Below are 25,248 nucleotides of genomic sequence, written 5' to 3'. Positions count from 1 at the left end.
GTGCCGGTGGACGGTTCGTTGCCGCTGAACCCGGTCGTGGAGCTGCGCAACTCGTTCGAGGATTTGCCCGATCTGGTGCGGCGTCCGATCGAGATGGTGGTGTTCGGGGGAGAGTTGCCGCGTGCCGATATTTCCGGGATGCGCCGGATCGCCGCGGAGTTCCGGGCGAAGGCAGCCGCGCTGGACGATCATTCGAAGGATGCGAAAGAGCTACTGGCACAAGAGAATTCGGTGGGCGTGCTCGGCGAACGACTGCGCGCGACATTGGGTTTGCACCAGGCCGGGGCGGCCAGGCTCAGTGACGACGCGCTGGCGCTGGCCGATCAGGTGCAGGCCGCAGCCAACGATGCGGAGAAGACGCTGTGTGTGATGTTCGTCTTCGGGATCGAGCTGGCGTGGCGGATCTTCAGTGTGCTGTCCGGTGCGGCCGCGGCTGGTCCTGCCGGAGAAGTGGCGGCGGTGCCGGTGGTGGAGTCGATGCTGGTCGAGGGGCGCGGCAGTGTCGCGGTGATGCGTGCGGGCCTGGAGCGGGCGTTCAGGGCGGGTGCGATGAAGACGGCCGCCCGGCTGTCGGCGCTGGGGCCGCTCCGGTTGCCTGTCACGTTGGGTAAGGCCGCGGCGCTGCCGGTAGGTGTCGAGGCGGGCGTGCAGGCGCTGCAGGTCGGGTCAGGTGATCGAACCCTCGCCGTGATCGGACCGGACGGCGAGAATCCGACGGGCATCGATCTGACATCGATCAAAGTAGCGGCCTTGTCGGGCGCGGGTGGTGCGTTGGGCGGCATGATCGCGGGCCGGGTCGCGCCGAAGGTGTTTCCTCGGATCGAGAGCAGCCGATTGGCGCTCGGGTTGGTGCATGGCACCGCGGGCGCGGTAACGGGTTTGGGTGCGGCGGCATTGGTGACCGGTTGGCCGGACCATTTCGACCACGTGCTAGCGCCGTTGCTCAACGGCGGTTTCGCTGGGATGGTGCACGCGCACGCCGCCGCTCACCCGGGATCGAGTGCGCCGGCGGTCACCGACGGCGGAGGGGCTTTCACCCGGCCCGACCTGCCCGCGGCCACGCGCAGCACCGCGTCGCCGACACATGCTCTCCCGCCGGTCGAAGTGTCCGCGGAATCGAAGCAGGCGTGGGCGGCTGCCAAGGCGGCGTGGGCAGCCGCTCCGGACACGGTGGCTGCCGGGGACACACGGGCGGAGATGTCCGCGGACGGAGCGCACGGGAACACCGCGCCGGTCAAGTCCGGCGAATCGCGGTCGCCCGCGGCATCGGGCTCGATGCCACACAATGACGCGACTGGCCGTGCACGGGTCGGACTCGACTCCGCGGCGCCGGCGGTGCGTTCGGAGACGGGTGCGCCGGTGGCGGGCCCGCAGCGGGGCGAAGCGGTTTCCCGTACGAATGCGACAGCGCCGCGACCGGTCGAGGCCGGTGGGGAAACGTCGGCGTCGCCGAAGGTTTCGACGAGCACCCCGGCCCGTCAGATCGGCACTGGGGCCGAAACACCGGCCGCCGGTCAACACCGATCACCAGGGAATCACGAGCACGGCAACAACGGGAAGGCGAGTGCTGCGGGAGCTGAAACCCGCCACGAGACCTCCGTTGATGCCCGCCCGGCCACTGGTACCGGCGAGGGGCCCGAAACGGCGGCCGCCGGTGAACACCGATCATCAGGGAATCACGAGCACGGCAACAACGGGAAGGCGAGTGCTGCGGGAGCTGAAACCCGCCACGAGACCTCCGTTGATGCTCGCCCGGCCACTGGTACCGGCGAGGGGCCCGAAACGGCGGCCGGTGAACACCGATTGCCGGGGACAGAAGAGCACGCTCCCGCAGGAAAGGAGGAGCACACTCCCCACGCTCCCGTGGCCGAGCGGAGCGTCGTGGCGGGTGCAACGGGCGACGAAGTGCCCTCCGGCCCAGCTGCGGATTCGGTCGACAATGCTGGTTCGCGGTCGCCGAGCGCTCGTGATCAGGCGGTCGAGTTGTTGGCCGACTTCCACGCCGGTTCCGGTGACCACGTTCCGGAGCAGCTGCGACTGTGCAACCTTCCGGACGAAGTATTGAAGGCCGGATTGTTCGACAACGACGCACAGAAGTCGATGATCGCGACGGCGGAGATCATTCGGCGCGGCACGATCAGCGACGCGGTGCCAGGCGGGATGCTATTGCGGGTCGAGCAGGCGGAGGGAGTGCACGCGCTGGCCAAACGTCCGGTCGAGATGAAGCCGGGCGAGGGCAAGTCACTGATGTTCATGGCGGCGGCGATGCAGCGGGCAGTGCGTCACGGTGACTGTCTTCTGGTGACGACGACCGACGGGCTCGCCCACCGGGAATTCACCAGATACCAGCACCTATTGAGCGATTTCGGGATCGACGTGTTCCGCGCCGACCAGCAGAACGGTTTCGGGCCGGTCACCAACGGTCGGCCCGCGGTCGTGGTGGCCACCGGCGAAACCGTCGGGCATCTGTGCAACGCCGGTCACCGGCCGCCGCGCCATGCGTTGATCGATGAGATGGACGGGATCATCGACCGTGGTGAGAGGCTGTTTCTCCGGTCGGAAGGGGTGGAGCAGGCCGCGCCAGAGGCGACGGCACGCGAGGTGTTCGCCGCACACGATTTCCTCGCCGACGCGCTGGCGAAAGGGACGTTGTCGCATGAGGATTTCGGTCTCACCCGAATCACCGAAGAAGTCGGTCAATATTCCGACGGAACTCCTGAGGTCGAGTTCTGGTACGACGGTCGGGCGGAACTGACGCCGGTGGGAAGGGAGAAGGTCGAGGCGCTACCAGGCGGGAAACCGTGGCTGGAAGGGTTGGGGTCCTCGCGGCTCGAGATGGCCGCTGCCGCTGAGTTCACCTGCCGCAAGAGCACCCACTACGTGATGGATGCGGGCAAGATCGTCATCATCGATCAGGGCGAACACGGTCTGCAACGCAACCCGAAGACCTCGAGCGAATCACGGTGGAGTGCCGAGCAGGGCAAGGCGAGCCTGGCTCAGGCCGTCGAGGCCAAGGAGATCCGGGCGGCCGAAGCCATCAGGATGAGCGCCGAGCAGCACCAGATCGTGGTGCGCGCCGACGCCGACTCGGCCCAGAAGATCAACGCCGTCGAAATCTATCGCACGGGCGGTCGAGCGGAGGACCGGTTCTTCGATGAGGTCACCGGCGCCTCCGGCACACTCGCGGACCTCAACCCCGTACTCGAAAAGATCTACGGACTGGAGCAGGCGCACCAGGTCGACCGGTCTCGGGAGCAGCGGTTGATGGAGGGTGCCCCCGAGGTGGTGGCGAACACCCGCGTCAAGCTGAGCGCTATCGCCGAAGGCGCGCACAGAGTGTGGCAGGGGGGCCGGGGCAGGTCCCAGGAAATCTTGTGTCATCGCAACGACCTGGTCGACAGGCAGGTGCAGGCGCTGGTGCGCCAGGGTGTGCCGAGAGAGGCGATCGAGGCGGTCGACGCCGACCGGATCGCCGGGTGGGGCGCCGACTGGGAAGCCAAGTTGCAGAAGATCTTCGATGCCGCCGGTGAGCAGGGCAAGATCCTGGTGATCAACCGGCAGGGACAGCGTGGTGTCGATATCGCGGTCTCGGAGGCGGTGCAGGCCAAGGGCGGCATGTTCGTGTGGATGACCGAAGTCCCCGAGCAGTCCTACATCCATGAGCAGGCCAAGAACCGCACCGCCCGCAATGGGGACCGTGGGTCCGCGCAGGCGCTGATGTCGCCGCAGGATGCGCTGATCCGCAAGGCTATGCATTTGCACGGCGTACGCGCGGCGGCGGTCCGCTACGAACAAGTCGCCGAAGCCCACCGCGCTGACCCCACCCCCGAAAACCACAACAACCTGGTCGAGGCAGGCGACAATCTCCGCTCGCTGGTGCCCGGGCTGCAAGAGCGTGCTCTGCGCCACGCCACCGCCGACTTCATCCGCCACCACGCGTACCTCACCGATAACCCGGCCGCCGTTCTCGCCACCGCCGAGGCGAGCTACTTCCCAGACCGCACGGACCTCGAGCAGCCGGACCAGGCTGCGCGCCTGGCCGGGCTGCTGGGGATTCCGGCGGCGACCGTTGCCGACGCCGCTGCTGCGTTCGACCACGACGGCGCAGGCGATCCGCTGGGCCGGTTGCTGGTCCAGGCCGGTCTGCCGTCCGCCGCGGTGGAGGCATTGCGCCAACAGGTCGAGGCAACCGAACCTGCTACGGCTGCGCGGTACCCGCAGCTCACCGATGAGCAGGCACTGGACCTGCTGATTCCGCAGCGGGACCGGCTGGCCGCCGAACTCGGCTGGGACACCGCGGACATCGACGGCGCCGAAGGCATGCGCGTGATCGACCCCGCGCTGACCGAAGCCGGCGCCAACCTGGCGAAAGCGCTGGGTTACCCCGTCTCCGACATCACTCCCGCCGTAGCCCGCGACATCCTGGGCGACGCAGTCGAGCACCACCGGTCCACCGAGGCCATCCACCAACCGGTCGCCCCTGCCGCCGCTTCCCCGCCAATGCACTCCGAATCGGTGAATCGAGTAGCCGAGCGCCCGGCGACACCGGGCGACTCGGAGGCCGCTGCCGTCGTCGACGACCCAGCGACCGGGGACCCGGTAGCCGATAGCCCCGTGGGGGAGGAGGTTATCGCCGCAGCATCGCACTATCTGGCCACCGCGGCCCTGCTCGACCTGGTAGTGCGGATCCACCGCCGCAGCCCCAACAGCTGCGTCAACAATGCGGTGACCGGCATGCGGGTGTTGACCGCACGCCGCTTCGAGCCGCTGTCCAACGTACTGGCCGGCCACGGCCGTGACGTTGTCGAGGAGGTGTTCGGCGCCCCACTCGAGAATGCCGGATCACTGGAGAAGGTGGCCGAATCGCTGAAAGCCCGGCCGGGAGGCATCGCAGTCCTGGTCTACAAATGGAAGGACACCCAGGACCAAGGCAGCACCGCTGCCGACAACCACATGGTGCTGTTGGTCAACGACAGCAAGCCGGGTGAGCGTCCGAAACTGGTCGTCGTCGACCTGGCTGCCTCCCGAGACGGCGGAAACAACACCGACTACGACCCGAAAGACCTCCGGAGCCGCCGCACGCTGCTGAATAAGGCCGTCCCGTTCGATGACTGGCGAGACGAACAGCAAAAGTTCATCGACAGACTGTCCCCGGACCAACGCAGATTCGAGACCATCGACTTCGACGCCGACGGTCACCTTGTCGCCAGGTCGCACCGCACCACCACCACCACCACCGAAACCCTGCCCCCGTCTCAGGACGTCGAGGTCAGTGCAGAGCTGGTGCGGGAAATCAACTCGATACAGCCGGGCCGGCCGGTAAATGACTACGGCACACCTGATCTGCCGTCGCGGACCAACGCGCACACGCCCCACAAGTCGGACATTTCCCCGTCGGCCGAACCCGCCCGCATCGGCAGCCGCCCGCTCGGTACCGGTGGTACACGGGCACCGGATGATCAGGCCGGCAGCCGCCCACACGAAAGCACCGCTGGGTCCATCGGCAGCAGGCCTATGGCGGATGCGCCGGGAGACCGCCAGGGGTCGTGGCGCGAGTTCGCAGTGGCGATCCCGCAGCTGCTCACCGCCGATCCGAGGCAGTGGGCAGCGCAAGGCAATAGCCCCGATTTCCGCTGGTTGGCATCCCAGCTCGGTCCGCTTGCCAGGCACTTCTCGACGGTCGGCGAGCTCGCGCTCCGCCTTGTCGGCGACGAGCCGTTCGCCGAACTCCTGCCCTTGTGGCGTCGGTTGGTCGAACTCGGCGCCGAGTTCGAGAACGAGGGCTTCGGAATCTGGCATGCGCGCACTATCTACCAGCTGATGGAATGGCTGGTCGACTACGCGCCGGTCGACGAGTATCGGAATTCCTACGAGGTTGCCGACAGCGTCAACGACAGAGGGGTCTACGTCGGCATATCCAACAAGGTCAACCGCGCCGGAATCATGCGCTACACCATCGTGGCCGCCGAAGGCACGCCGCGTGGCGGGGTGATGTTCGACGACGGGTGGGACGAGGTCGGCGACATCGTCCACGGAATCGAGGGTTTCTGGGTCCAGAACAACAAGATGATCGCCGACAATCTCGCCACGTTCAATGCGGGCATCCGGGAAAAACTGTCACCCGAGGACGCGGCGCGCGCCACGTTCACCGGAAAGATGGCGGGCCGGAGAGGATTTACCGAGGTCCTCATCGACCACACGGTCGGCGACCCCGGCTACTACGAGCAAGTCGTGGTGACGTTCGTACGACCGAGCCGCCTGTGGGAGATGCGCTGCCGCCTCGGGGCACGCCTCATGGGGATCAGCCTTCCGGAGATGTTGGATCGAGCGGGCTGGTCGTCCGAGATCGCTTACCTGCGCGATGAGGCTGCCCTGGAAAGCGCGGAGATAGACCGCCAAATGTCCGATCCGGGCACCACCCAGAATCCCGCTGACTGGTCGAGCAGGCGCGGGCAGGTCGAGATACAGATCGCCAAGATCGAGCGGTTGGCCACGTGGGTCCCGCAATGGTGGGCCGAACAGGATGCACGCGACCACTCCGCCATCGCCGCGGTCGCCACCGACGTGGTGCGCCGCAATCCCGGCGCCCGACAGGTGACACCGAACACCGTCCTGTTGCCCGGACACACTGTCGTCGTGATCGCCGAGGACGGCTGGCACGACGACGCGGTGACCGACATGTTGCTGCACAACCTCGAGCTGCGCAGCGAGCTCCGCAGCACCGGATACGCTATCCATCAACTGAAACCCATTGTCGAACAGGATGATTCAGGCAACTCCCGGGTTCGATCGGAGAACCTGGGAACCGTCCACGTCCACGCGAAGCGCCGAATTCCCGACGATCAGGACCTGGCGCGACGTCGCAGGGACGAGCAGGTCCGCAGCCGGTTCAGATCGGTGATCACCGACGGGGCAGACCGTGACATCTCGTCCGCGGCATATCTCCGCACGGATTGGCCACAACGGGCGGCACTCGCGCGACAACGGCAGGACCTGACCTCACAGCTGCCGGGAATCCCAGCGCGGTGGCGCAACCGGGCGTGCCGCGCCCGGCTCGACCACGAGGTGGCGCGGCTGCGCGACAGCTGGGAGAACGTGGACGCGGACCGACGGCGGCGACTGGCCTACCTCGAGACCGTCGGCGCTGTACTGACCCGTACCGACGAGCGCGCCGGCCTGATGTCAGGGCAACCCGAGGTGTACCTGTGGGCATTCGACCCGGACAACGGATACCTGGTGCTCACCGTGGGAGACCCGGATCTGGTGCCGGACGTCGACGACATCACCGATCGGCACATTGTCGATTCGGGCACCGCCGATCTGCTGGGCGCCGACGTTGCTCGGGTTGTCGACGACTTCACCTCGGACCGGCGATTCGGATCGGGGCACCGTCGGGCCGTCGTGATCTTCGTGTCCGGTGAAACCGACTCCGACGCCGAGCATCGAAGGCTGACAGACCTGGCCGACATCACCGCCACGCGGGCGTTCTACCACGACAAGGTGGTCGATTCCGCCGCGGATGGGAGTGCTCTGGTCCGTCTTCTGGAAGGCGAACGCCGCGACATCGTGTCCGAAATGCTGTGGTTGGTTAAATATCTGATACCGGACCATCCGGTGCACCTCGTCGAGGCAACGGCGGGTCCTGATTTCCCTGTCGGTGCGCCCGGCGAAGAATTCGCGGCCAGGGTGGGCGCCGACTGGTCGGCGGTGTTCGATAGGCCCGAAGACGTGGCGACGCATCTGGCACGTAGACCGGGTGCGTTCGCCCTGCTGGCCGTCGAGAACCCGGCACGGGACTACGGCGGCGGCGTGGATCTGGTGCTGGTCCGTAAGAATGGCGACGACCGTCTTGTGCAGATCGATCTGAACCAGGTCAATCCACACAGCGTCGAGCCGGGTGCCGCAGCACGAGCCGCTCTCACCCGCGACTGGCCACCGTTCGACCCGTCCCGCTGGATGGGCAAGTGGGACACCGGATTCGGGATCGTCCTAGGACCTGACGGCCCGGAGCGGCCGCTGGTCGACGGCGAATCGGCAGGTGTGCGCGGCGAGGACTTCCCAGCCGGCCTGATCGGAGCGCGGCCGACCGAAGGCGGATCGGGATCGGCGTACGAGCGTTACCGGCAGCGCACCAGGCAGCACCACGATGTCGCGGGGAACTGGCTGAGTGCCCGGTTCGGGGAGCCATTGTCGACGGCGCTGCGGCCGGGTTCGCCGGTGCTGCCCTCGTGGGCGAACCGCCAGATCGTCGATCGGTACCGGCTGGCGGAGTTGCTGGGGCTACGTCCCGACGAGCTTGCCGTCGACTCGCAGCCGCGGCAGGTGTGGGCACAGCTCAATGAGCGCCGCGTGCTGCGAAATCCGAAGGGCGACGGCAGCGCCGAACACGGCCTGTACGCCGATGATCGGATGGGATGGACCAGCGTCGACGGCGCCGACCGCCAGGCACCCGGGGTGGTGCTCGCCGCCGCGGAACGGTTCGCGGTGAGCCTGCGGGTCCTCGAGAGCGCCGACCGCGTCGCGTTGCTGGCCTGGCGTCTCGGTTGTTTCGACGAGCTGGCTGTGCGGCTCAGCGCCGATGAGCAGCGCCGTGCCATCGCGCGACACGATGAACCGATTGACGACGCGGCCAGGATTCGGCGGGCGTTGGCGAACCGCCTGGAGTCGCTGACCGCCGAGCTGGAAGTCCATGAGAATGCACTGGACGCGATTGACACCGCCGATCTCCAGAAAACCTGCGACTTTCAGGGGCTGGTGTGGTTCGACGTCCGTCCCGGCTCGACCGGCCGAACCCGGCTGGACAACCTGCTCGATACGGCGACGGCGGAACTTCGTGCCGCCATCGGCCGCGACCCAGCGCAGCTGACCAACCACGAGTTGGAGGAGTACCAGTATTTCTCTGACGATGGGAACATCACGAGATGGGCGCGGGCGTTCCACGACCTCACCGAGATCGCCCGCGTCACCGACCAGGCACACCACCACGAGACCAGCCTCGCTGCCCGCACCCAACAGTTGGACGACGAACTGGCCCGAGTCTTCGGCGCTCCCCCTGACACTCTGCTCACGGGCGGTCCCTCAGGCGAGGACATCATCGAGCTTCTCGATCACCATTTCCCCGGCGTCCGGTCACCGACCGCCGACGTGCTGGCCCGGCATGTCGATGCCACGGGAGTCGAGCGGTTCCTGGTGGTCAAGGAGGCGTTCCGCGCCGGTCAGCGGAACCCGTGGAGGCTGCCGTCCGCACTCGAGGCGGTGGCGTTGGACATGCCTGTCGCGGGTCCGTCGAAGATCACCGAAGCCGGTCTGGTGGTGGTCGATGCGTCCGAGCAGACCGTTGCGGGTGTCAGCGCGAAGTACATCACCGCTGCCCGCTGGCTGACCCGTGGTGAACTCGAGTACGGCGATGCCGAGCGCATGATGCACGGGTGGTTCCGGGAAAACCTCTCGTCCGCGCTGGATGCGTTCGATCCGGCTGTCCCGCCGACGGATACCGCGGGGGAACTCGCGCGGCTCGGATCCCGCCTGTCGCTGAGCACGGACGCTATCGAACTCCTTGTCAACAGGCTGGCCGGACGGCCGGAGAGCGAGCACCCACAAATAGTCCACTTCTTTCGCGCGTTCGCGGACGAATTCGAGCGCACTAGGATGTTCGCCGAACTCAACGCCGACCTGGACGGCGGCGATATCCTCGACCTATACGTCCACAGACAGCAGACTCAGATCAGCCTCGCCGCCGATCTCGATATCCTGGACGTGATTTCGACTCCCATGGCGCACAGCATCCTGCTCGGAATGGTGGACTCCATTCACTGGGATGGCGACACAATCGTCGCCGGAGTCGAATTCTTGGCGAGACCCGAGATTGGCGACGCTTTGCGGAAGATCGACACGAACAACTCTGGTTTCGCACCCTATTTCAAGCGAAGGATGTCGAGAGCGATCGCGGCCGATCTCGACTCCGTCGGACGGGAGTTGCGCCGAGTCGCGGAAATTCCGGCCGGTGCTGTGGATATGCGTCTGCTCGAGATGTTCAACGGGTATGTGTCTAGGAATCCGCCGGGAACCGATCGAGCCTGGGATGTGCTCGCCTCTCTCGATGATCTCTCCCCAGGCGCGGTCCGTCGGCAGTTCGCGGACGTGTTTCTGCTGACCCGTCAAATCGCACATATCCCGGATGATGTGCGGGCGGAGGTGGCGTTCACCGCGCAACGGTTGCGCGAGGTTGAGGACCTCTACATCCGAGGTCCGAGCGGTCCCGAATTCGCCTGTTATGTGGACCGGGTCGGTGAGCTGCCGGTCGGTCAGCGGCCACCCACGATTCGCGCGGCGATGGAGTTCGTCCGCGAGGTGACACCGGAGTTCGCCCGTTGCCTTCGCACTGTGCTGACAGACGGTGCGGACAGTGCCGAGCGAAGCGTACTCGGCTTGCGCGGTTCGGGCGAGGCGGTCCTCGGTGAATTGAAGGATATTGCGCGTTCCTTCCTCACCGAGGTAAAAGGTGCTGATATATCGGCCGAGAGTCTGGCGAAGGTGCAGTCTTCGGAGTTCCTCGCCCGGTTGCTGATCGACGTCGCCCATTATCAGTCGTCCCAGTGGGGGCCACACGACATAACGTCGCTGCGTAAAATGCTCCGCTACCACGAGCAGGCGACGGCAGAAGGCGGCATCACACCGATTCCCGGCGAATACCGGCCCAGCGGTGTGGTCGAAGTCGCGAAGCTGCGGACTCGCGACAGTGAGTCGGGTCCGCAATGGACCGAGGATCTGCTGACACGTTTCGCCCGACTGGCGAAGAATCTGCAAGACGCGCGCTCGGCCTTGACGGACACGCGGCGGCCGATCACCCATCTGCTCGATAAGCTCGGACGCGACATTGCCGAACATATCGGCACATTGGAGAACTCCATCGCTTCGGGCAGGCTCGCCGACGGCTCACCCATGAATGAGGTGGCGGGTCGGAATATAGTGACCCGTGCACATGAGTTGAAAGAGCTCGTCGCGACCAAAGGTGAGGCCGCGAACCAATTTCCGGTGCTACGTTCACTCAAGGATTTCGAAAATAATTTTCAGCGGTTGGCTCGTGTCGGCGAGTTACACGATGACCTGCGCGTAATCTGTTTTGCCTGGGCGATGCAGCGGTATCCGGAATGGGCCGATCGGTTGCACCATATCGGGGCAGGCGAACCGACGCTGGAGGACATCACTCTTGTCCGGGAATTTGTGGAGCACATCACCAATCAAGAGGTATTCGCACATTATTTCTCTCATCGGCAGGGTGCCCGCACGTTTCGGCGGATGACGAGTGTCGCGGCGCTGGACGAAGCGATAGCACGCACCCAGGGCGTCGGAGTCTCGAGCGATACCACCCGGCTGCGGTTCGTTCCCGCGCGGGGGCCGCTGCTGGAACTTTCCGGGCATATCGCCAGTGCCTGTTGGGCAGGTAGCTATCGTTCGGTCGCCGAGGCGATGCCGAATATGACGGCGGTCATCATGGTCCGCAATCCCGACGACCCGGCGCGCACCGCACTGGCGGGAGCGGCCTTGCTCATCGAGACCACCAGCGAATCCGGTGAGCCCCTTCTCCTCATCCGCGGTCTCAATCCGCAGGAGACGTACATCAACCACGTCTCCGTCACCGACTTCTACCGTAAATTCACCGACTGGGCGCACGGCATCGCCGCGGCCCGAGGACGTCGCCTCGCGATCGTCATAGACGACCACTGCGGTGGCGCGGCAACGAATCGCCCTGTGCTGTACCGGCACCTGGCCGAAACGCTGGCCACACTGACTCCGATCCGGGTCGATCCGTCGAACACAACATTCAACGGCTACGACGTCTCCGAATGCACGTACCTCGTCGGGTCGACCAGTACGGCGGACGAGCAGCGACACCACGAGCCCGATGATCGGATCGGCAGCCGGCCCTCGGAGAATCCGGACAGGCCGATGCACGAGCGGGGCCTACCGGGGGACGTAGTGGCCGACTGGAGCACCGATGACCTGCTGGACCCGGCGTCTCGGCCCTTGCCCGTGGCGGTGATCGGGCGCGAGATCGACGAGGTGACCGAGATCCTCGGCTCGCGGGTGCCGCCGGAGCAGTTCGCCGATCCGGATATCCGACGCGGGGTACGACTGGCGGCCGAGGGACTGTTCATCCACCGGATGCTGTATGGGGGTCCGGACACCGGTCGCTCCGATGACATTCACGACGACGCCCGCCGCGACGACGCCACTGTCGAGCTGCGGGAGCCCGGCGCGGCGAACCGGCACGGCGACAGGATGCCGATCGCCCAGGGCCTGCGCCACATCCTGGACAACGGCCTGCTGCAGGGCGCCGACCTCGACGAGATCATGGCGGCGATGGTCGCAGGCGTCTGGAGCACTCTCGCCGACCGCGGCGGGCGGCACGGCGGCAATCCGCGGCGCCAGGACACGGTGAGTTCGGCGGAACTGCTGCACGCCCGCGCCATGGCGCACGGTTGTGCCGCGAGCGCTGCACGGGTGTTCGGATTCGCGGTGAGCGGCATCGGGTTCGATGGGCGGACCGGGACCCAGACCATGGCGTCGCCCGCGGCCGTGGATGAGTTGCGGCAGCGCTGGGAGGAGATCACTGTCGGCGAGTTCGGGACGGCGATGCGCGTTGCCGGGTGGGTGGCCGCCGCGGACCTGCAGACGTTGTCGGAGCCCGACGCGGTCGTTCAATGGGTCGTGTCCGACTGGCGCAATGATTTCGCCGAGCGCCAAGCCCTCACCGACCGCCTGCGTGACCGCGCCGGCTTCGCCCACCCCGACAGCGGATACCGGCCGCCGGAGGGATGGCTGCTGGCGAACCGGGACCTGCGCCGCGACCACGCCGTGAAGGCACGGGAGATCGCCGACCGGTTGGCGATCGACCCGAGATATTCGCCGCTGGATGCCTATCGTGACGCTCGGCTGCACGCGGCCGAGATGCGGGAGGAGTACAGCGGTTTTCGCTGGCAGTTGGTCGTCGGGCCGGGCGCGGACGTATCGGATCCCGGCACCCTCGCTGACACCGTCGCCGCACGGCTGCCAGAATCGGGCCCCGCGCGGGCGCGCGAGGACATCACCGATTCGGTGGCGCGTCTCGTGGAACTCGTCCTGCCCCGGGCCGGGGACGACGCCGTGTTCGTCATGACCTCGTCCCAGGATGCCGACGGTCGGCGTCGATTGGTCGCCCAGTTGGACTACACCCGACCGGACGCCACCGATCCCGATCCCGGTGTGACGGCTGAAGAATTGCGCCGCGAGCTATCCGACGTGGACGGCCGCATCGACGTCGACACCCCCGATCCTTTGCCGGACGGCCAGATCCGGCATCGGGTTCGGCTCGACCTCACCAGGCAGCGAATCTTGGTGTGCTGCACCAATTGGGGGCGGGGCGGGACCGGAATGTCCACGGTGAACCGGGCGCTGTGTCAGGGGCTGGCGGAGGCCGGGCATGAGGTGATCGTTTGGGTGGACGAGAACGCGGCGGGTTCCCGAATTCCCGGTGTGAAGATCTACGGTGGCCGCGGCTCCATCTCCGGGACGGGTGGGCCCAAGCTGTACGACGGGGACATGGACGACTTGCCGCAGTCGGTGGATCTGGTAATCGTGCATGCCGAGGACCGCGGCGTCCGTGCGGCGCTGGCGGCCGAGATCCGGTATCCCGCTGCGAAACTCGTGAGTGTCCACCACCTCACTCCGATGATGTGGTCCACCCTCGGACACAGTCCGGAACGCGGTCGCGCCAAGGTCGCGGCCCGCATCTACTTGGCGCGGCGCGCTCATCTGGTGACTGGTCTGGGTCCGGTGCTGGCCACTGATGCGCTGTCGGCGGCTGTCATGGCGGGGCATGGTTCGGTGCACGAACTACAGCCGGGTCTGGAGATAGCCGAGCAGCCACCGGAGCCCGCACCCGGTGACCCGGCGTGGATTCTGCTGTTCGGCCGTGTGGATGACGAGCTGAAGGGTGCTGCGGAGACCGCCGAGGTGGTGAAGCGGCTGCGCGCGCAGGGGCGTGACGTGCGGCTGGTGGTGCGGGGCTACCCGAAACGCGGCGTCGAAGCGGCCCACGCCACGTTGGCTCGGCTGGTTGGTGACCCGGATGCGGTCGAGGTGCGGCCATATACAACGAGCCGTGTGAAGCTGCGCGACGATATCCGCGCGGCGACCATTGTGGTGATGCCGTCGCGTGCTGAGGGATTCGGCGGGGTCGCTGCCGAGGCGATAGAGCAAGGTGTGCCGGTCGCGGTCCCGTCGTCCAGCGGAGTGGGCCGTTTCCTTGCCGAACTGGCGGACTACGGCGACCTGGCGCAACGATTCAACCTGGTCGAACAGTCCCTCGGTGCCCAGGTGCCGATCGACAATTGGGTGGCCGGACTCGGCTCGGTACTCGACGACCTGCCGGGCGCGTGGGCGGCGGCCCGCGGGTTGCAGGGACTGATGCGGCCGTACACCCGCGAAAACAGCGCAAGGATGCTCGTGCACGCCGCACGCAACACCGACCCGCACGTTCGCCCGGCGACGCCACCGTCCCGGACCCGGGTGTCGCTCGAGGCCGGACATGTGGTGGCGCGCGGGGAGGAGGAAGACTATCTGCGGATACTCGCTGTGGCCGCTGCGATGGAATCCGATGCCGCGGTGCGCGAGGCCGTCATCAGCGGCGCCCGCATCGAGTTCGAACCGTCGCTGGACCCCCTGACGACCGGCACGGAATCCGACGATGACAGTGGCGCGGTCGCGCGATCCCGCGCCGAGGATGGCCAGCGATTCGACAACCGATCGGCATTGGGCCGTAACGGAGGTCCGGATGGACTGATCGGTAGCAGGCCAGGTGCGGAGCCTGGTCCTCAGTTGGATGTTGCGCGGGGGGAGTGGATCAAGGCGTTGCGGCTCGAGCGGGGTTTGACGCGGAAGCAGCTCACGCAAGCGGCGGGCCTGGCGAACAGCGCATTGCCCGCAATCGAGAGCGGGCAGCGGAAGCCGAGGATCGGCTCCTTTCAACGGATCTGCCGAGCACTCGGGCTCGACGATGACGCGCTGAACGCCGCTGTCCGACAGTTCTATTCGGATGTCCCGCTGGATACCGGTGCAGCTGCCCATCAGTTGCCTGGTGACTGGGTGCGCGCTGTTCGTATCAGCAAAGGTATGACCCAGTCGGTCCTTGCGCACGCGGTCGGTGTGGACCCTGTGCGCATCGGGGTCTACGAGAACAACCGGGAGCGTCCACGCCCCGGCCTCTTCTTGCGGATTGCGCGAGTTCTGGGGGTAGAGCAGCAAGCGCTGGCGGACGCGGTTAGCGAGTTCTATCGGGACATCGAGTTCGACCTCGACCCCACCGCGCACGACTCTGGGTTGCCCGGAAGTTGGATTGCGGCGCTGCGCTATGACCAGGACATGTCCAGCGCCGAGTTGGCACGGATCGCGGGCATATCGGAAACATCTGCCAGCCGAATCGAGGGCGGTCACTCTCCGAATTCGTTCGTCTTCTGGCGGATCTGCCAGGCACTGGGAGTTGCGCCGGAAGTACTCGCTGCCGCCGCGCGCCATTTCTATCGGGATCTCAACCTCGATACCGACCCGGCCGCGCACGATGCCGCGTCGCCTGGTAGTTGGTTCGTGGCGCTGCGGCATGACCGGGAGATGTCCCAGAGCGAGGTCGCGAAGGCGATCGGTTCCGGTGCGGGCCATCTCTACCGGATCGAATCCGGAAGGCACAGGCCGAGGTTCGCGGTATTCCGGCGAATCTGTGATGTGCTGGGGGTCGGTGACGAACTGCTGCGGGCCGCCATGCGTCACTTCTATTCGGATATCAATCTCGATATCGAACCTGCTGCGCACAGCCCCGGGTTGCCCGGAAGCTGGATTGCGGCGCTGCGCAATGACACAGGTATGTCGGGCGGCGAGCTTGCGCGCCGAGCGCGGATGCCTCGGGACTCCATTTCCCAGATCGAAAACCAACGTTTTCGTCCGAGGTTGAGGAAGTTTCGGCAGCTCTGTGCGGCGTTGGGAGTCGGTGGTGATGTGTTGCTGGAGGCTGTCGAGCGATTCTACGATCGGGGTCGTTTCGGGCCGTCCGCTGATCGATATGAAGTAGATCTGTTCAATCGATATGTCGTGAGCAGGGTGGGTTCGCCGGAGGAGAGGGAAGTCCGGGACGAGATCTGCAAGAGGTTCGCTTGGGTTCGGAATGCGTTGGCGCTTCGTGAGTCTCCGGATACCCGAGACGAGGCGGGGCAGGCCGCGTGGCTGGGGATTCTGAGCGCGATCGACAACCACCTCCCCTCCGCGTCGTTCGCCCCGTATGCCTGGGCGAGCGGTAGCAGAGCAATTTCCCGATACCGCTCCAAGCATCAGTTCCCAGCTCTGAACAATCGCACCGTGCGGAAAGTCAACGCGGTGAGAGCACACATGGCGAGGATGGTTGCTGCTGGTGTAACTCTCGACAACACGGAGATTGCCCGCGCGACACGATTGAAAATGGCCGATGTCATGCTGGCGCGGGAGATTTTGACTCGGACCACCGTACAACTGGATGCTCCGATCGGGGGGACGGACGGATTGCATCAGGAAATGGTCGATCGGGTTGCCTCCGCAGGGGCTTCCGATACCGATTTCGCGATGATGATTCGCGCCGCGCTAGCTGATACGGCTGATCCTGATGACACGGAGCGGTTGGTGATGCTCCATCTGGTAGACGGCGTCCCCTTGGCCGAGGTTGCTCAACGAGTGGCGTTACCGGTCACGACCGCAGCTGAGGTGTTCGCCGATGCTGTTGCGCGGCTGCGCGATGCGTTCGACTCGGGGAGAGCGGGCGAGGTGACCGCGAGTGATCGGGGTCCGGGTGCGCTCACTGCAGGTGCCGAGGTGGCGCAGCAGGATCAACTGCCGGTATGGACCAGTGATCCCGAGGATGGCGACGGCGTTCCCGGTGGGCTGATCGGCAGCAGGCCATATGCGGACGATTCGCACTCGGATGCCGCGCGGGGTGCGTGGATCAAGGCGTTGCGACTCGAGCGGGGGATGACGCAGAAACAGCTCGCGCAAGCCGTGGGTCTGACGAATAGCGCGCTGTCCACTATCGAGAGCGGGAAATCGAAGCCACGGCTCGGCAACTTTCAGCAGATCTGCCGGGCACTCGGGCTCGATGGCGAGGCTGTGACCGACGCTATCCGGAGATTCTATCGGGACGTCGAGGTGGGAACCGCTGTGGCCGACCATGATTCGCTGGGTAGCTGGGTGGCGGCTCTTCGTAACAGCAAGGGCATGACCAGGGCGGATCTCGCACGCGCAGTCGATATAGCGCCGACGAGCATCACGGAAATAGAGAATGGCGTGTACCCGCTGCCTGGTCTGTTCTTGCGGATTGCGCGAGTTCTGGAGGTAGGGCAGCAAGCGCTGGCGGAGGCGGCTCGCGAGTTCTATCGGGATATCGTGTTCGGTCTCGATCCCGCCGCGCACAACCCGCGGTTGCCCGGAAGTTGGATTGCGGCGTTGCGCTATGACCGGGACATGTCTCAGGCCGAGCTGGCCCGGACCGCGGGCATACCGGAACAATCTGTCGGTCGAATCGAGCGCGGACGCACTCCAAAACTCATGGTCTTCCGTCAGATCTGCCGGGCGCTGGAAGTTGCGCCGGAAGTACTCGCCGCCGCCTTTCGCCATTTCTATCGAGGTGTCAATCCCGATATCGATCCCGCCGCGCACGATCCCGCGTTACCCGGTAGCTGGTTCATGGCGCTGCGACACGATCAGGGCATGTCCGGAAGCGAGGTTGCGAAGGCGATCGGGTCCAGCTCGGATCTGTCTCATATCGAATCCGGAAGGAACAGGCCGGAATTCGCGCTGTTCCGGCGGATCTGCGACGTGCTGGGGGTCGGTGACGAACTCCTACGGGCCGCCACCCGCCACTTCTATCCAGACCTCGCTATCAATCCCCCTCCGCACACATTGCTGGGTGGTTGGATCAAGGAGCTGCGACTCGAGCGCGGGATGACGCAGAAAGAGCTTGCGCGTCGGGCGTGGATGTCCCAGCCCTACATTTCCGCCGTCGAACTCGGAACGCGTTTTCCGCCGGTGCGGAGATTGCGGCAGCTCTGTGGGGCGTTGGGTGTGGGTGGTGATGTGTTGCTGGAGGCGGTCGAGCAATTCTATGCGGGTCGCTATGAGCGTTCCGGTGACCGGGAGGAAGTGGCTCTTTTCCATCGATATGTGGTCAGCCGGGTGGGTTCATCTGAGGAGAAGACGATCCGGGACGAGATTTGCGCCACGGTTGCGTGGGTTCCGGATGCGTTGGCGCGGCGTGAATCTCCAGATATCCGCGATGAGGCGGTGCAGGCCGCGTGGATGGGGATTCTGAGCGCGATCGACAGCCACGTCCCCTCGGCGTCGTTCACCGCCCATGCCTGGGGCGGCGGTAGGAGAGCAATTCTCCGATACCATCTCGCGCGCACGTTCCCGGATCTCGACAATCCCACCCTGAAGAAAGTCAGCACAGTAAGAGCGCAGATCGACCGGATGGTTGCCGCGGGCGAGGTGCACGACGATGCGGCGATTGCGCGCGCGGTGAGTTACCCGGTGGCCGATGTCGTATTGGCGCGGGAGATTCTGGCTCGGCCCGCCGCGCAATTGAATGCGCCGGTCCAGGGCAAAGACGGACAGCTGAGTCGAGACGTAGCCGATCCGGCTGCTACTACAGGGTTTTCCGATACCGATTTCGTGACGACAGTTCGCGCTGCGCTGGCGGATTTGGCTGAACCTGATACCGCTGAGCGGTTGGTGATGCTGCATCTGGTGGAGGGTGAGCCGTTGGCCGACGTGGCCGCGCGGTTGGGGTTGACGGTCGCGTCGGCGGGTGAGGTTCTCGCCGAGTGTGTCGCGCGGCTACGTTCTGTGTTCGATCCGCATGGTTCCGCCGAGGTGACCGCGAGCGAACAGGATCCGATACCGGGGAACCAGATGAAGGCTGAGCCGGATCAGCCGACAATACGCGGCGGCGATGCCGAACCGGATGGCACCGACAGCCGACGGACCGGGGGTGAAGGTGGAGGTCCGAGTGATCTGATCGGTAGCAGGCCATATGAGGACGATTCGCACTCGGATGCTGCGCGGATCAAGGAGTTGCGGCTCGAGCGGGATCTGGCCACGCTCACTCCGACGGGCGAGGTGGTGGCGGCGCAGGATCAGCTGCCGGTACGGAGCACTGATCCCGGGCCGGGCGAGGGCGGGCCGACCCCGGGGGGCCTCAGCGGCAACCGACCGGTGGGGGGTGAGCGCGGTTTCGTCGGCAGCAGGCCGTTCGAGGATTCGCCTGGTGAGCGGGCGTTCGCTGGTCCCGGGTTCGAGGAGTTGGTGCTGGCGGGCCTGGATTCCGGTATCGCGGAACGGTTCGTGGTGGAGGATGCGCCGGGGCTGAAGGTCGAGGAAGTAACGTTCAGCAACGGCTTGCGGGTGTTCGCGGAGACATATTCCGACCCGATAAAAGCGGACATCCAGGTGTTGCAGGCCAAGGTCGCCGCTGTCATGGGTGCTCCGGTCGCCCACGCGATGCTGAACCTGGACGACGACCGCGTTTATCGGGAACTCACGCCCCACGGGCGGCCCGGGCACGAGTTCGATGTCTTGCCTCCGGAGATTCTGGACTCGTCCTCGGCGGTGCTACTCGGCCTGTTCGACGCAATGACCAGGACGAATCGAACCGGGCGAGAGTGGAGTATCGACCCGTATGACCACGTGATGGGCGGGCGCGCCCGATCCGACGTCGACGCTACGCCGACCGGTGTGTTCGCGGCGAAGTTCGTAAAACGTCTCGATGGCCGTGACGTGTGGTTGGACAACGCCCTGCCGAGGTGGGTGATCGAGGACATTCGCGAGCGGGTGACCTACCTCGAATCGTGGATCGAAAGCCATCCGGCTCCCGAGAAACACCGAGATGTGCTGCTCGACATCCACCGCGCGTACTTGGCAGCGCTGGCACAGATCGAACGGCACGCTGTGCCCACCCCGTGGGACCTGTTGCATCGTGCGGGGCTCAACGACGAATGGGGCGATGACGATGCGGAGGCCAAGGCGCGGTTGGTCGAGGTGTTCAATCTGAAGTATCCGCATCTCACGATGGTGGGGTTCGACCATCCGCATGTGCGCGCCCATGTCGTCGAGGAGATCCTCGGTGGGCTGGACGAGATGTTCACCAGGTTCCCCGGCCGGACCAATATCCGGGAATTCCGGATCGATTACCTCGGGGATCCGAAAGCCAGTGCCAGAACGTCTTGGCATGTAGATCGCGTAGCGGCGGCGGGGCGAACCCAGCGGATTCATTTCAGTCTGCACCATGCGGCTAGGCCGGAGCCGTTTGTCGAACTGGGCATCCGATCGCGTGAGGACGGGATCAATCCGATCGGCGACAGACCATTCCACCACGATGCCGTCCACGAATTCATCCATGCGATCGACGCCAAGGAGGGGCTCTCGGAGAACCTGCGACAGGTGCTGAGCCGGACCCATGCACAATTGTCCAGGCTCGGCCTGATCGACGAGCACTGGTGGACCTGGTTCGCTCGGCTACCGCGGTACGCCTTCGGTAACGAAGCCAAGACCGTATTCGACGACGGCGAGGCGCTTGCTGTCGGGTTCGCTGAGGCCGACATTCATGGTGTGCCGGTGGGTTCACCGCAGTGGGCGATTCACGAGTACGTGACCACCGGGCGTCCGCCGCGGGTCACGCCGGACCTCGAGGTCGATCTTCCGCCGTATGTCGATCGTCCGGTCTCGGGCCGTGCGCGTGGTCTGATCGGCAGCAGGCCACATGAGGACGATTCGCGGCCGGACCTCGAGCGTGGATCCGCGGATGTGATGGCGAGTGAACGGAGCCCGGCACCGCGGACACCGTGGACCACGCGAGCCGAGCCGGATCAACCACCCGCGCGAAGCGGCGATACGGAGCCGGGCGAAGGCAGCCCGGAACCGGGCGGCCGCGTCGGCAACCGACCGGCGGCGGACGAGGGCGGTCCGCGCGGGCCGATCGGTAGCAGGCCGTTCGAGGACTCGCCTGGGGAGCGCGCGTTCGCTGGTCCCGGTTTCGAGGAGCTGGTGCTGGCCGGACTGAATTCCGGTATGGCCGAACGCTTTGTGGTAGAGGGGGCGCCAGGGATTCGGGTCGAGGAGGTGACGTTCGACAATGGCCTGCGGGTGTTCATGGAAACCTATGCCGATCCGATAGACGCTCTTGTGCAGGTGTTGCAGACCGAGGTCGCCGCCATCATGGGTGCTCCGGTCGCCCACGCGATGCTGAACCTGGAAGATGACCGCATTTATCGGGAGCTCACCCCGGGCCGACCGGGGAACAGTGTCGAGGGTGTGGACCCGGAGGTTCTCGGCTCGTCCTCGGCCACAATGCTCGGCCTATTCGATGCGGTGACCAGGACTCACCGGACGGCGCGCGAGTGGAGTGTGGCCGACAACCAGGTGATGGGCGGACGTGCCCGATCCGACGTCGACGCGACGCCCGCCGGTGTGTTCGCGTCATCGTTCGTGCGGCGGGTCGACGGCCGTGAGGTGTGGCTGGACCACGCTATGCCGACGTGGGATGTCGCGGCCATTCGGGAGGCGGTGTCCTACCTCGAAGAGTGGATCTCGAATTTTCCGATGCCCAAGCAACATCGAGAGGTGCTATTCGATATCCATGGCAGGTATATGGTCGCGTTGGCGCAGGTTGAGCGGCATGCCGGGCTTACCTGGGGCGAGATAAGGCATCGCGCGGGGCTCGATAAAGCGGCGCGGGCCAAGGCGCGGTTGGTCGAGGCATTCACCCTGATGTATCCGCATGTGGCTATGGCCGGATTCGATCATCCGGATGTGCCTGCTCATGTTGTCGAGGAGATTCTCGGTGGGTTGGATGAGATGCTCACCAGGTTCCCGGGCCGTACCAACATTCGCGAACTGCGCATCGACTACACCGACTCCGAGGGCACCAGCGCCAGAACGTCCTACGATGCGGACCCCGCGACGGCGGGGCGGAGCATGCAGTTCAGCCTGCGTGATGCGGCCAGGCCGACAGAGGCTGTCGAACGCGGGATCCGGTTGCTCGAGTTCGGCCTGAATCCGGTCGGCGACAGGCCATTTCATCACGACGCCGTGCACGAGTTCGTGCACGCGATCGACGCCATGGAGGGGCTGTCGAAAAATCTGCAACAAGTGCTCTCGCAGACCCATTCACAGCTGTCGAGTCTCGGCCTGATCGACGAGCACTGGTGGACCTGGTTCGCTCGACTGCCGGAGTACGCCTTCGGTAACGAAGCCAAGACCGTATTCAACGACCTGGAAGCGCTCGCTGTCGGGTTCGCGGAGGCGGACATTCATGGCGCGGCGGTCGGGTCGCCGCAGTGGGCGATCCACGAGTACGTGACCACGGGGCGTCCGCCGCGGGTCACGCCGGATCTCGAGGTCGATCTGCCCGCACCTGTAGAGCCGGATTCGGATGGTTCGAGTGGACTGATCGGCAGCAGGCCACACGAACACGACGAGACCACACGGCAACCCACACCTGGACGGACCACGCCCTGGTCGCGGAAGGGAATCGACGAACCACACCCAGCCCACCAACACCGCGCATATCCGTCGCCCATCCCCGAGCGGCCCGCCGACAATCCGCCGAGCACATTCCAGCTCACCCTCCGCGAGACCAAAGTTCTCGCTCGGGTGCAACAGGGTATGACACACGAGGAGGTAGCGGCGGCACTGGATATTTCCGTGCTCGATGTGCAGGCGAACCTGAGCAGTCTCCGCCGCAAGATCAGAAATGAGCAGGCACGGCAGGTTGCGGCACGCCAACTTGGCGACCTGCCGTCCACGACATCGGAGTTCGACCGTTTCCGAGCGGCCATGTACGCCGCCTTGATGAGTGCCGACCAGCCGGATCCGCGACAACTGCTGGCCGAGGCAAGCCCAGAGCAGATGGAATCCGCTGTCCAAGGGCTCAGTTCGACTCATCGAGGGGCGCTACACCAGCTGCGAGTGAGAGCGGGTACACCAATGATCCGCAGTATGGCGCTCATCGCGGCTCAGCGATGGGTGAGCACCGTTGCGGCCGCACACCACCGGTCCATGGCGCTGTCGGCCACAGCGCTGGCCGAGGCCAGTCCCGCTGACTTGCACACAGCGCTCGACCAACTCACCGCCGCCGAACGCCAACTCCTGGTCAACCGGTTCGCACCGACGACGTCGCCTGCCACCTTCGAACCCGACGGTTCCGTGCGAGCCTTGCGTGCGGTCGACATCGTCCGGCACGTCGCGGGGTGGATCGCGACCCGTGCGGGAACTCCGGCCGTAGACGAAAACGGTATCGACGAGAGCGGATTCCAGCGCAGGCCCCATCTCGTGGAATACGAAACGTACTCGGCGGACGAATGTCTGGACGCGGTCTTGAATTGGATGGACCGGCAGGCCCCGCCGGAGTCGGGCAAACGGTCCAGGCGGGTCCGTCGAGGTTCCTCGTCGGCGACTGCGGATCGATCCGACGGCCGATTGCACCAGGACGGGCTGCCTGCTGACGAGCCAGGTGTAGGCGGCCCCATCGTCCCCGGCGGCACCCATCCAGCGGCCGCCTCGTCCGAGGAACCAGGGCATCCGGAGGACTCCGTGCCCGACGACGCGAGCGGCTACTGGCGCTCGTTGCCTGCGGATCACGGTTTCGATGACGAACAGCAGCGGCTGGCCGACGAGGCGCTACGTGCCGGCGGCTTCGACAACGCGGATAGGTTGCTGCGTTGGGGGTATCGCCGGCCAGCGTGGTCCGCACGACGCCGCGCGACCGAGAACGGCGAGTGGTGGAACTCGCTGCGCGACCCCGCCGAACCAGGTGCGTTGAGCGCTGCGCAACAGGCACTGATCCAGGTCTACCCACACCGGATCGGCAACGCCGACGGCCTTCCCGCCACGATCCGCGACCACGCCAACCGGCTGTCGATCAGCCGCGATCTCGGCGAGTTCCTAGCCCGCAAGCCAGCGGACCAGAGGCTGCTCAACTGGACGCGGACCGGCCTCACCGACGCTGAGAGGAAGCAGCTCGGCAACCTGATCCGCACCCGAAATCACTTGCGAGAGTTGGACCGACAGGCCACGGAGGTACCGGGCAGTCCGCCGGTGCATGTCCTGTCCTACGATTCGACCGCCTTCCGCGGCAAAGGGAAGGCCGTCGTCGCGCTCGGCAATGTGGACACCGCGCACACGGTGAATTGGCACGTGCCTGGGACGAATACGACGTCCTCCTCGTTGGCCTATCAGTTCAAGCCGCTGCGTAACCTGTATGAGGAGACGCTGCGGGTCGATCCGTCGCTCGAGCTGGCGTCGATCATCTGGATCGGATACGACGCGCCGGCCGGGCCGGTGAACACCGGTTATGCGAAGGCCGCCTTCCGACGCCGCGCACGCGTCGGCGGGGACCGGTTGCTGTGCGACATCGCGGCATTCCACGCCACCAGAAGTCTCGCCGGAACCGCCGGCCCCGACCAGCTTGCCATCCGGATCTACGGGCACAGCTACGGTTCGGTCACGATGTTCTATGCGGGCAGGTTCGGCAGGTTCGCCGGCTTGGTCCGCTCGGCAATCGCCGCGGGCTCGCCGGGAGCGGCCTCGGTTCGCGATGCCGCAGAGCTGGGCATCGGCGCCGACAATGTCTATGTCGCCGCATCGTGGCGCGATCTGGTGACCATGTTCGGAGCGGACGAGCCCGGCGCGTGGAGCCGCCTCATCGTGTGGCTCGGCCTCGGCATCGATCCCGCCACCGAGGCATTCCGCGGCAAACGTATTCCCGCCGAGTTCCCCGACTCGCCGAACTTCGCCGGCGTCGAGGCCACGCATCAGGGCTATCTGCACCGCGACCCGGCGACCGGGCTGCCCACCGAGGCGCTGGCCAACGTCGCGCAAATCACCGCAGGACGCGGCGACACCGTCGCTTCAGTGGATCGCCGTCGAGCTGGCGGCGGGGTGGTCGGGCGACGACCCATCGACTCCGAGCGCGGGCGATACGCCGACGGCAACGGCGATCGAGATATCGACTGAGGTGGCCGTAGGGGGAGAACCCGGAACGGCCGGTCAGGGTGCTGGTGTTCTCCGGGAGAGATGGTCACCGCTTGGCCAGGGATAGGTATTGTGTGGCGATGCGGTTACGGGCGCCCGGCTCCGTCCCGGGCGGCAGTTGGTCGTGCACGGGAGGGCGGGCGGGCGGCGAAGAAGGTGCTGACGCAC

The 25,248-nt window shown here is 65.9% G+C and carries 1 protein-coding gene; it reads left to right on the top strand.

Annotation, left to right across the window (positions count from 1 at the left end; genetic code table 11):
- Positions 1-6: 6 nt before the first annotated feature.
- On the top strand, positions 7-25,062 hold the full coding sequence (locus ACQP2U_RS25515; RefSeq protein ID WP_433709810.1) for a helix-turn-helix domain-containing protein: 25,056 nt from the start codon (positions 7-9) through the stop codon (positions 25,060-25,062).
- Positions 25,063-25,248 lie beyond the last annotated feature (186 nt).

Source organism: Nocardia sp. CA-084685, assembly GCF_050955785.1.
Taxonomy (GTDB): Bacteria; Actinomycetota; Actinomycetes; order Mycobacteriales; family Mycobacteriaceae; genus Nocardia.
This window is presented reverse-complemented; position numbering and strand designations above follow the sequence as displayed.